Genomic DNA, 11,227 nt, shown 5'->3' on the forward strand with positions numbered 1-11,227 from the left:
CTGACCCCGGTTGAGTTCGAAACTATAGTGAGAAGTGCGGTCGAGCTGGCTGCCTAGGAATGGAAACCCGGGTCAACTAAACCTTCAGCAGACCCAGGCCAACCAGTTCCCGTCCCAGCCCTCTCCGACGATACTGAGGGGAGAGTTCCAAATCCGCTATCACGACTCGTCGATTCCACACCTCGAAAACCACGTCAATAAACCCGCAGGGGGTCCCGTGCGCGTTAACGGCAACAAATCGCGCTGACTCCTCGACATCCTCAACGTCGGTGTCTTCGCCAAGAGGAAACCTCTTGACGATCGGAGAGGAGACACTCTTCTCGTTGAGAGTAAACCCGTTGGCAGAAGGCCGCACCTCGAAAATGGTGTCGGTGACGAAGGAACCATCAATGTCACCGAGCACCAAGTCATCACTCGGCAGGCCCCGACGAAATGTCACCCTGCCAGAGTCAAGGAACCTGCCAGAGTCAAGGAAAACGTCTTTCTGCCGTTCACTCACCTGGCAATCGTAGCAAGGCACCCAGAGATGCAACCGCGGTCGACTCGTTGGCCGTGACCCTGGCGCTTCGGACAATCTCCTTATTGCCTTTGGAGCCGGACGGCTTCCTTCTGCGGATTCTGCGTACGCCGGGCATGGTCTACCAGGTCAGCGGGTCGAGTCGAAGGTAGAAGTCCAGGCGGTCGGGGTCAAGGGCGATGCCGTACCGGGAGGCGAAGTCGTGATCCGCCCATTGGGCCGTGTCTTCGTTGGGCCAGGTCTCGCGAGCGTTCGCCAGCAGGAGCGCGATGTCGGCGTAGGGATCTGCCTGTCCGAGTCGGCCGAGGTCGATGAGCCCGGCCACGAGCGAGGTATCAGGGTCAATAAGGATGTTGGGGAGGCAGAAGTCTCCGTGGCAGACTACCCTGTCGGCGTCCTCTTGTTCCTGGCGGGAAGGGAGGTCGCGTTCCAAGCTTTCGAGGATCACCGCGGGCGGGGTCTCGATGAGGTGCTGGGGCAGGAACTCGGGGTGGACCCGGTTCTCGACGACGGTCGCGCGGGCCAGCGTGATCATCTCGTCCAGCGTTCTGCCGTACGGGCACGTGCTGGCGGGGATGCTATGCAGCCGGACCAGGGTGTCGGTGATCGACGGCCATGCCTGAGCGAGATGGGCCGGGTCGAGCCGGTCAGCCGGGACGCCCGCGACGGCGCTGGTGATGAGGCAGGCGCCGTGCTCGGTGATGCGCCAGTCGAGCACGCTGGGGCCGGGAATCCCGGTGGTCGACAGCCACTCGATCCGATCGCGCTCGCCTTCTAACGTGTGCGCATCAGCAACGGAGACGACCTTGGCGAACCGTTCCCCGGACACGTGACGCAGCACAATCGCGCCTGACTCGCCGTCGGTGACGCGCGCCCACACCGAGCAATCGGAAAGCAATCCGGTCAGTGGCATCGAGGGAGACGACATGCCTCTATCATCTCGCGTCGACCGTCCTTCACGTGCCCTACGCGACCTCACGACCAATACTGACCAAACACAGCATGTCCGCAATGACGGCAAAGCAGCGCGCGATGTTCGCTCACCTACTGCGCATGACGGTCTCGATGCGGATGATGAGCGCCGGCGACGGCTACAAGTACCTTCTGTACTCGTTCGCGGCCGCAGACGCCGACCGCGCTGGCTCTCGACGCCGCTGATCCACTACTACGCGAAGTAAGGTGCCCCGTGCGCGAGCAGAAGTAGCCGCGTCTGGATCGGCTTGTTTTTGCAGCGAACCCTCAGAAGAACTCGTCCATGAGCCGGTAGAACCGTGTCCGTGCCGGGTCGAGGTCCTCGATCCCATACTGGTCGAGGAATAAGGGCACCCATGATTGGCCGAGTTGCTCGGCTATGTCCCGCGTTGCTAGCGCGAGGTCCTGGTGACGGTCGGCAACTCCCAACCGCCCGCAGTCGATGAAGCCAGAGAAGCGGTCCTCGTCCACAATCAAGTTGGACAGGCATGCATCCCCATGCGTAACAACGAGATCTTCATGAACGGGACGAAGCCCTTGAAGCATCGCGAGCAGTTCGCTTGGGTCGCGGTCACGGTGTTCATCGTCGAAATCATTAGTGTCGACTAGGCCCGCCTCCCAACGGGCACGGGCCTGCTCGATGCGGTGAGAGACACGGTGGTCGAAAGGGCAGCTGTCCGTCATCAGAGTGTGCAGCCGGCGCAACGCCTTAGCCGCGATCCGGGCCTTTGCCGCAGGTTCAATCGGAGCGGAGGACAGGTCGTTGCCGGGAACGTCGTCGAGCAACAACCAATGCCGCCCTGTAGAAGTGATTTCGTCGAGCACGCGGGCACAGGGCACTCCCGTTGTCGTCAGCCATCTCAGGCGCGCCGCCTCACCCGGGAGTTCGCCCAAACATCTGACTGGTTCCGTCTTAACAAAGAGGACGTCTCCGTCTGGAGACGTCAACCGAAAAACGGCTGCGTCCGATCCACCGGTTGTCTGCAACTCCCATGAGTAGCCGGTCAGTTCCTGTTCCCACGTGATTGGGAACGCAGGGCGGACTGGGGACATCTGGCTCCTAACAAGACTGCGGGTTCTGGCCAAGTATAAGTCGTTCTGAATCGATCCGACGTGCTCGACCACGAGCGGCATCGGGTCAGCTGCGGCTGTACAAATCATCGACGTAGGTTGTCTCGCAGCAGCTCGGTTTCACCAATGGAACGCATCCCGGGAGTGCACCTGACTTGGCACTATGGTGTCGATGCGGATCTTGAGCGCACGCGACGGGTACAAGTACCTACTGCCCATCGTCGCGGCCGTCGACGATGACAGGTCGTTGTCGACTGCTCTGGCGTGCTGCTACGCGGAGGCGGGGACGCCGCCCCCCGCCGCTGGTCTCGCCCACAATCTACGCCCCGCGTATCCGGTGACATCAGTAGGCTGGAACTGCGCACAGGCCAACATTCACAGGTGAGTGCGTTTACCGAACCTCGGCTAACCGAGTTCGACGTGCTCGGCGATGTAGCTTGCGGGCAGCGTGATCGTGGTGCGACGCCGTGATCCCGACCGCCGTACGGTGAGGGATCCGTCATCGTTTGCGTGCGCGACGTTCCAGCGGTCGCCGTTTTTCACCCAGCTCCGCCCGAGCGAGAGGCGCCGATTGTTCTCGCGGGTGATGATGAGATCACCGCGGGAAGCTTCGTTGCCGTCATGGAGCTTGACGCCGTCCATAGCGACGTCGCCCTGGAGGATTCGGTCGGTGCGGGCGCGGGTGTTGAGCGCGGAGACCGTGTCGAGGGTTTCCGCGATCAGCACCGTACTCTTTCCCGCTGCGAGGTCTGTGCGCCAGGCTTGGTAGGCGGCTTCGAGGATCTCGTCATATCCGCCCGGCGTAACGCGCTCGTGCGCAATGTAGGTATCGATGACGTCGGTGTCGCCGATCCGCAACTGCAGGGACGCCTGCTTCTCCCAGTCGTTCTTGAAGCGGCGCACATCGACCAGTTCCGGGGCGTCGCCGCGATCACGCACGAGCATCCCGAACGCGCCGCCCGCGTCGACGGCGGCGAGTTGCGCCCAATCGCCCACGAGCAGCACTTTCGCGCCGACCTGCTGGGCGTGGCTGGTGATGGCGTCGAGCGCGAACGTGCCACCGAGCGAGGCTTCGTCGATGATGACGAGCTGCCCGCGCGTGAGGTTCCATTTCCCGAGGCGATGCTCATGCAGCCACTTCGCTGTGTTCTCCGTCCCGATCTCCAGATCCCCGGCGAGGACGTCGGCGGCAGCGGCCGAGGGTGCGAGCCCGGTAACCGAGCCTGGCCCGTAGCGCCGCTCCCAGGCGCGGCGCAGGGCACGCATCGTCGTGGTCTTCCCAGTCCCTGCGGGGCCGACGAGGACGTCGAGGACGCGGCCGGAGACGCCGATCTTCGCGATCGCCTGCTCCTGATCCACCGACAGGGTATGCCCGTCGCGGTTCCTCGTTCTGGCGGCGTCCTCAATCCATGCCAGCGGCACGGTCGGCGCCGATCGATCATTCGACGCGGCAAAGAGCCGGTCTTCTGCCGCGAGCACCTGCTCGGAGGAGAACACCGTTCCGCCTTTGGGTCGGAACACGCTCGACCCGTCCGCACGGCGAAACAGCGGAGGGCTCGTCGCAAGCTCGGGCGGGGTGAGACGCAGCGAGACCCGTTCGGCAGCATCGACGATCTGCTGGGTGATAGCGTCCCGGTCGTTCGCGGACGCGAAGCGAAGATCCATCGTCTGCCGCACCGTCTCCGCGTGAAGGTTCCACCGCTTCCACGTCGCCCGCCGGTCACCTACCTGCTGCACCACAACCTCAGCGACCTCTTCGAGATCTTCCAACGGGATATCGTCCGCCCGCAGCAACGGTTCCTGCTCGCTACCGGCGAGCAGTGCCGACGCCCAGGTTGGCGCGTCCTCACCCAGCAACGTGGTCGCGCGTTCTCGCCACTGGGAGGTGAGGTCACTGAGAGAGTGCTCCTGTTTCGGGGGCCGGGTCTCGAGCGTGGCCTGCTGCCGGAACTGCCACACCAGCTTCGGGGATGGCTGCCTCCCGTGCTTTGAGACGTACTCGTCGACCAGCCGGTCTTTGACCTGCTCGATATCGCGTGTGCGGGAAGAGAACTCATCCATCAGCTCTTGCGGCACGCCGACGATCTCCCACGCAGTGGAGCGTCCGGCTCCGCGGTCGCGGGCTTCCCACCCGACGCCGAGGATCTGGGTGAGATGGTCGGAGAGGACGGCGTTGTAATGCTCCGATAGGCCCGTGACGGCGGCGTGGATAGCGCGGGAATCGAGCGTGCGCCACTTCCCGTCATCGACGGCTTGGACGCGGTTGGCGATCACGACGTGCGTGTGGAGTTGTGGGTCCGCGGCCCGAGAATCGTAGTGATCGTAGGCGGTCGCGATCACACCCCGCACGTCGACTTGCGCGACGGCGCCGCGCGGCCCTTTCGCGCCGACCCTGGTCATCGCGACGTCGCGCTCAAGCAGGGCGATCACGTCTCGGATCGCGGCGTGGTGGGCTTGAGCGACGAGTGCCTGAGTTCCGCCATCGGCAACTGCCCAGAGGGTCGACACGGACTTCGGGACCGAGAACGTGAGGTCGAACCCTGCGACGGGCGCATTCGTGGGCTTCTGTGCCTCCTCCGCCTCGATCAGCGCTTGCTGCGCGGCACGCTCACCTGCGGTAAGGGACTTCGGGAGTTGATCGAGGCGGCGCTGCGTCCGCTCGCCCGCGGTGGCAAACTTTCGGTAGGGACGCCCCAGTTGCTCGCCGCTGTTCGGATCCTGCCCGTGCCCCATGAGGCGCCGTAACTGCTCCTCGCTCACCGAGGCACCGACGGCGATCTCTCCGGCGAGTCCTGGGAGGCCGGCCCCGAGCCAGATGCCGGGAGGCGTTCCTGCTTCAAGGTAGTACCTTGTCAGCGCTGACGACGCATCGCGATCCCCGTCGCCAGCGACAACTGCGTTCAGCAGGTACCGGTACCCGTCCCCAGCGGTCATGACCCTGATCGAAATCGTCACACTGGGCAGGTGCGCCGCAGATCTTGGGATCTACCCTCGGAAGGCGGAGAGCGCGATGTTTGCGTCAATGCAGGGAGATAGCGAAGAGCGCGCTTCAACGGAGATGCTCGAATGGGTCCACGACGGATTGGAGTCCGTGGTCGCGGCAGACGTAGATGATTCGCACGCCGTACCCGTCGGCGCCGCTCGGCTCGGGGTCGCATTCTGCGCGGCAGACGTTACAGAGCCGGTGCTCGTTGCTCCCCCAGACCGTGACCTCGATATCGTCGGGGATCTCCATTCCGTCGAACTCCATATGCGGAGGTTAGCTGTCGCGGATTGAGTCGTGTCAAGATGCGGCACCGATGCTAAACCGCCGTTACCTATGGTCATCGCGCCGGTCGCGCACTCGACGCTTAGTTCTTGAGGTACTCGAGGACGGCGATGACGCGCTTGTTCCCTGTGCGCTCGTTAAGGTCGAGCATGGTGAAGATGCTGCTGATGTGCCGTTCCGCGATCGCGACGCGACATACACACGGTCCCTGATTTGCTCGTTTGTGAGCCCCGTAGCCATGAGCGAATCGTCAGTATCGCGGAGGAGGTGCTGCGGAAGCGGGAAAGGATTGACCTTACTGACGCAGAGACCCAAAGTGCGAGCATCCCTCATCGCTTTGATGCCAGCCCTTCAACCATTGCAACTAACCCGAACTCGAAATCTAGGTCTTGATCGACAGGCTCACATCCGTTGTCGAGCGCTGTTTGTTCTTCTAGTACGAAACCGACCGTATAGCGGCTGATAGCCATGAGAGCTCGGACCGCAGAGCCCTCAGCGAATCCTTCGGACACGAGAAACTCGATCTGACTTTCGGGGGCATCCGAGCCCGCTGGCATCTGGTCACTCTTTTGACGGTGAAACTCTGCGTGCAGCCGTGCTCCATCCCGGACTGCCAGAAGCGCTGTCCGGAAGCTCCGCGCGTTGCGCAGGAGAAAGTCGTCCCAGCGCTCCCCTGACTCTGGGAGTGAGGCGTGGTGTTCGCGATCAAGCACATCAGCTGCGAGCGATCCGAGCAGGTGGGCCTTTGTCCGAAAGTGCCAGTAGAGCGCTGGCTGCTGCACCCGCAGATGCGCAGCCAGCGCCCGCGTGGTGAAACCGTCGATCCCCGTGTTATTGAGCACATGCCTCGCACCGCGCAAGACTGCTGCACGATCGAGTCGCGCTTGTTTCTGAGCCATGCTTGCACTTTATCATCGATAACTTTATCGTTGATAAGGTGTCATCTCTCACTTCCGCTCGTGGCTCGTTGGCCACGGTCCTCATCACGGCTAGCCTCGACGCCGCCGGCATGGGCCTGGTGATGCCGATTCTTCCCGCACTGCTACACGAGGCAGGGGTCACCGCTGATGCGGTTCCGCTGAACGTCGGAGTGCTGATCGCGCTCTACGCGGTAATGCAGTTCATCTTTGCCCCCGTACTGGGAACGCTGTCGGACCGATTCGGCCGCCGCCGGGTGCTGCTTGTTTCCCTGGCCGGTGCGACCGTCGACTATCTCGTGCTCGCCACGACGTCCGCTCTGTCGGTGTTCTATATCGCCCGCGCAGTGGCTGGGATAACCGGAGCGACCAATGCGGTCACCGCCACCGTGATCGCCGACATCACGCCACCCCACCAGCGCGCCAAGCGTTTCGGTTTACTCAGTGCCTGCTATGGCGGCGGAATGATCGCGGGGCCAGCCATGGGTGGACTGTTCGGTGCCATCTCGCCACATCTGCCGTTTTTGCTCGCTGCTCTTCTCTCAGCGAGCAATCTGGCACTCACCTTTATCCTGTTACGCGAGACCCGTCCTGATTCCCCTGCGCGCTCTGCGTCGCTCGCTCAGCATCGTGGTCGCCCCGGCCTCAGCGCGGTGCCTGGGATTACCTTCCTATTAGTCGCATTCGGCCTTGTTCAATTCATTGGGCAGGCTCCAGGTGCGACCTGGGTGCTGTTTACTGAACACCGCCTCGACTGGAGTCCCGTCGAAGTTGGAATCTCCCTGTCCGTCTTCGGGATCGTACAGGTTCTCGTGCAGGCCCTCCTTACTGGCCGCATCGTGGAGTGGATCGGTGAGGCAAAAACAGTCATCATCGGGTGTATTACCGACGCCTTGGGTCTCGTAGGCCTGGCGATTGTCACTGACGCATTTTCCATGGCGCCTATCTTGGCGGCACTGGGGATCGGTGGCATCGGCCTCCCCGCTCTGCAAACCCTTCTCTCCCAGCGCGTCGATGAACAGCACCAAGGGCGCCTCCAGGGTGTGCTCGCCAGCATCAACAGCGTCACATCGATCTTCGGACCGGTCGCTTTCACAACGATCTTCGCGCTCACTTACATCAACGCCGACGGCTTCCTCTGGCTCTGCGCCGCAGCACTCTACGTGCCCTGCGTGATTCTCATCATGCGTGGTACAGCAGCGTCTCCGAAGTTCGGCTCTTGGGCGAGCGGCGACTCGATGTGAGTTGTGAGACGTGAGCAGGAGCAACACGGCGGCGACACTGCTTCGCCATGGCCGACTAGCGAGACGGCGCCACCGGGAAACTCGGCATCATCTACCAAGGACAGGTCAGCTGGGAGCCTGATAGACCCATCGAAATGTGCGTGCCGATCGCGGAGAAGGGCCGGGCGCATCGGATCGAGCCATAGCACCATGAGTCTTCACGGAAGTGCGTCGACGGAGACTTCGTTGTGAACCGGGCCAAGGGAGAGCTGGAGGCCCTCTCCGAGTGGCTTGCCGATGACATGAGCTGGACGCTCATCGAGAAATCCACACACAGCGGCCCCAGTGCAGCCCGAGAGGTGCGCCCGCCGTTCTCCCGAGCGGGTGGAGGTCATTTCTGTCGTCACCCACGGACGACGCGCTTCCTGCGACGGCTACCTCGAGGCTGGAGGAATGCGCGTCCGTTTCAGCCATGCGTTCCGCGTCGTCAGCACCCCCAAGACCTCGATGATCGCAGAACTGCGACGCTACTGCATCGAGACGCAGGTTGACTGAGGCCTGTGCGGACAGCACGAACGACCCTTGAGCCCGTAATCTGGGAACCGCAGAAACTACCCGATCGAAACGCAACTACTTTGCCGACCCTACGGGGTTGGCTCGCGTCCTTGGCCGCGACCGTGCTCAGGAGGCGCTTGTAGCCATCCCTCGCGATCATCACGCGCATCGAAACCGTCACGACGCTACTGCCTTCGACGATCAGGGGAGCGGGGACTGATCGCGGACGCGCTGTCCACTTTGGTTAAAAGATTGCGCCGCTGTAGACGACCGCCATCTAGATGCCGACGATGACCATGCTCTCGAGTGCGCCACTACCCACCATTAGTGTGGTCAGGGTCGGCTTCAGGTGATGAGTCCGTGTCGGTAGGCGGTGATGGCGGCGTGGACACGGTTGTCGATGCCGAGGGTGTTGAAGAGCTGGGAGACGTATTGCTTGACGGTGCCTTCGGACAGATGCATGGCCCTGCCGATCTGGGCGTTGGAGAGTCCGCGAGCGATGTGGGTGAGGAGCTCGATCTGGCGCTCGGTGAGCAGGGCAGTGAGTTCGTCTCGCGCGGTTCGGGTGCGGTGGCCCGCTCGTTGCTCGGCGGCGAGCCAGCGGGCGACTCGAGGGGAGAACGCGCCTCCGCCGTGCGCGAGGGCCCTGACGCCGGCAATGAGTTGCTGAGGTTCGTCGGACTTGAGGAGGAAACCGAGGGCGCCGGCGTTGATCGCATCGGCGATGAGATGGTCGTCAGAAAAGGTGGTGAGCATGGCGATCGGAAGCTCGGGCAGTCGGTGCCGGATCTCACGGAGAGCTCCGATGCCGTCGAGTCGTGGCATCTGGATGTCCAGCAGTGCGACGTCAACGCGGTGTGTTGCCGCGGCGTCGACGGCCTCGTGGCCGTTGCTGGCGAGGGCGGTGATGTCAAGGTCAGTGGCGGAGGCGAGAATAGCGGCGACGCCGGTGCGGACGAGCTGGTCGTCATCCGCGATCAGGACACGGATCGGCGGGGTGTCGGTGCGATCCTCCGGGGTCATGGCGTGGGAACCGTTCCGATCCTGCTGACCTGGTCGGAGGCGAAGCAGACGACGTGGACGTCGACTCGTTCGAAGAAGCTGATTTCCGCCTCGTAATAGTGACAGGTCTCGTCGGGGCGAGGCGGGAACTCATCGCGTGGAGGATCGAGCATCTCCAGGGCGGGGAGGGATCGCTCGACCGTCTCCTGGGTGTCTCCGACGGAGATGTCCGCAAACTGTGCCGTGGTCATCACAGATAGCGTGTTGGCGAGCACGAAGTAAGCGACCGCGATGAACACGAGTGCGCCGAGGATGGCTGTGGGAACGGCGATGGCAGCACGGGTGGCGCGGGATCGAAGGGTCGCGGCATCGTCCTCGGCGGCGACGATGTCGCCATCAGGTGCTGCGCTGTCCGCGGATGGGCGTGCGTGCGCGGGAAGGGTGAGGGTCAGTGCGAACTCGGTCGGCATCTGATGGACGGTGAGGGCGCCGCCCAGCATCGCGGCGCGATGCCGCAGGCCATGCAGTCCGAATCCACCATCGAGCGGATGGGCTGAGGACGCCTCCTCGTCACGCGGATTGCAAACGATCGCAGTGACAATATCGCCCTCGACCTCGATGCGCACGGTGACCGGTTGCCCAGGAGCGTGCTTGGACGCGTTGGTGAGTCCTTCCTGCACCACCCGCGCGACAGTGTTGAGCGCTTCATCGCTGAGTCGGTCGGACAGATCTGCGGCGATGTGCGTTTCCACGTGCATCTCGGCCTGACGAGCACCGGTCACTGCTTCGTCGATGCTCGGGGGGCTCCATCCGGCAGCCGGGTCTTCGGACTGGCGCAGCAGTCGAACGGCGAGGCCGAGCTGATCCGCCGCGTCCGCTGCGATCGTGCGGATACCGGAGACCTCTGCCCGGTCGGTATCCGGAAGCGTGGGTGTGAGGGAGAGCTGTCCGAGCCGGACGGCGATGAGCGTCAAGGAGTGGCCGAGGCCGTCGTGCATCTCCGCGGCAAGGCTCATCCGCTCTCGTTGCAGGACCTCACGGGTCTGGCTTGCCCGTCGTCTGGATTCGATCGCGGCAAGCTCCCAGCCTCGGCGGTGAAACTCTCGCCTCTGCGACACCGCGCGCCGCGTGGTCAGCGGTGCGGCGAGCACCAGGGCGGTCAGCAGACCATACACAAGGCCCTCGACGATCTCCTCGACTCGCAACTCGGGGAGCCTGACGACGGTAGCGGCGAGCACGGAACCAGCAAGGATCACGCGCACCCGCGCAGCCGGGGTTGCGAACATCAGCACGATCGCAGCAGTCGCAATAAGGCTCAGCACCAGCACGGGAGCATCGGGCAACCAACGCGTGGACGTGCCGCCGCTGATCGCGACGACGCATCCAACGATGGTCTGCCGACGGCGGAGCGTCGCGGGATCATTGGAGCTACCACTCATACTCCCAATCTATGCGCGCGACTCCGACCGGTGAACTCACGATCGTTAGGTCATGAATGGGCATTCGGCAATATCGGCACGTTGACCCGTGAATCTACCGTCGTATGCATGGTCGATCTTCTCCGCATGTTCCTTGCACAGGCAGGCGAGCACGTCACGCTCCTGCTCGGGCTCTGTTGCAAAGATTGGCGGCAGTCAGAGGTAGGCTGTCGCTCTGCGCCGATCAGGCGGCTGCTGCGAAATGGTGGTTGAGCATGCCCATG

At 63.3% G+C, this 11,227-nt stretch carries 10 protein-coding genes; 3 read left to right on the plus strand and 7 right to left on the minus strand.

Annotation, left to right across the window (positions count from 1 at the left end):
- Positions 1-76: 76 nt before the first annotated feature.
- Together ACF07D_RS15960 and ACF07D_RS15965 are read right to left on the minus strand one after the other, a co-directional pair.
- Positions 77-499 carry a GNAT family N-acetyltransferase gene (locus ACF07D_RS15960; RefSeq protein ID WP_391505579.1) on the minus strand — a complete coding sequence of 141 codons (423 nt, stop codon included), beginning with the start codon at positions 497-499 and terminating at the stop codon, positions 77-79.
- 139 nt (positions 500-638) lie between these two features.
- Positions 639-1,430 carry an APH(3'') family aminoglycoside O-phosphotransferase gene (locus tag ACF07D_RS15965; RefSeq protein ID WP_182784695.1) on the minus strand — a complete coding sequence of 264 codons (792 nt, stop codon included), beginning with the start codon at positions 1,428-1,430 and terminating at the stop codon, positions 639-641.
- 98 nt (positions 1,431-1,528) lie between these two features.
- On the opposite strand from ACF07D_RS15965, the gene ACF07D_RS15970 reads away from it, so the two are divergent.
- Entirely contained in the window at positions 1,529-1,675 is a 147-nt protein-coding gene (locus tag ACF07D_RS15970) for a hypothetical protein (protein ID WP_168165729.1), read from the plus strand.
- Between the two features lie 81 nt (positions 1,676-1,756).
- Here ACF07D_RS15970 and ACF07D_RS15975 read toward each other — a convergent pair whose 3' ends face one another.
- Complete coding sequence (locus ACF07D_RS15975) at positions 1,757-2,542, minus strand: APH(3')-II family aminoglycoside O-phosphotransferase (RefSeq protein WP_257057461.1); 786 nt, start codon at positions 2,540-2,542, stop codon at positions 1,757-1,759.
- A 423-nt stretch (positions 2,543-2,965) separates the two neighbouring features.
- Positions 2,966-5,494 (minus strand): MobF family relaxase, encoded by a 2,529-nt coding sequence (gene mobF, locus ACF07D_RS15980; protein ID WP_391505580.1) that lies wholly within the window; start codon positions 5,492-5,494, stop codon positions 2,966-2,968.
- On the opposite strand from mobF, the gene ACF07D_RS15985 reads away from it, so the two are divergent.
- The gene (locus tag ACF07D_RS15985; RefSeq protein WP_005882739.1) at positions 5,493-5,837 is read left to right on the plus strand and encodes a hypothetical protein; all 345 of its coding nucleotides are present in this window, start codon (positions 5,493-5,495) and stop codon (positions 5,835-5,837) included. The two genes, mobF and ACF07D_RS15985, sit on opposite strands and share 2 nt — an antisense overlap.
- Before the next feature lie 320 nt (positions 5,838-6,157).
- On the opposite strand, the gene ACF07D_RS15990 is transcribed toward ACF07D_RS15985, so the two are convergent.
- Positions 6,158-6,727: a TetR/AcrR family transcriptional regulator C-terminal domain-containing protein gene (locus tag ACF07D_RS15990; RefSeq protein WP_005882738.1), complete on the minus strand. Its 570-nt coding sequence runs from the start codon at positions 6,725-6,727 to the stop codon at positions 6,158-6,160.
- A 38-nt stretch (positions 6,728-6,765) separates the two neighbouring features.
- On the opposite strand from ACF07D_RS15990, the gene tet(33) reads away from it, so the two are divergent.
- On the plus strand, positions 6,766-7,989 hold the full coding sequence (gene tet(33) / locus ACF07D_RS15995) for a tetracycline efflux MFS transporter Tet(33) (protein WP_121867990.1): 1,224 nt from the start codon (positions 6,766-6,768) through the stop codon (positions 7,987-7,989).
- Between the two features lie 879 nt (positions 7,990-8,868).
- On the opposite strand, the gene ACF07D_RS16000 is transcribed toward tet(33), so the two are convergent.
- On the minus strand, positions 8,869-9,546 hold the full coding sequence (locus tag ACF07D_RS16000; RefSeq protein WP_010154757.1) for a response regulator transcription factor: 678 nt from the start codon (positions 9,544-9,546) through the stop codon (positions 8,869-8,871).
- A complete protein-coding gene (locus tag ACF07D_RS16005) occupies positions 9,543-10,964 on the minus strand; it encodes a sensor histidine kinase (protein ID WP_391505581.1) in 1,422 nt (473 codons plus the stop codon). The genes ACF07D_RS16000 and ACF07D_RS16005 overlap by 4 nt, the downstream gene beginning before the upstream one ends.
- Positions 10,965-11,227: the final 263 nt, after the last annotated feature.

The sequence above is a fragment of the Leucobacter sp. NPDC015123 genome, from assembly GCF_043080205.1.
Lineage (GTDB): Bacteria > Actinomycetota > Actinomycetes > Actinomycetales > Microbacteriaceae > Leucobacter > Leucobacter aridicollis_A.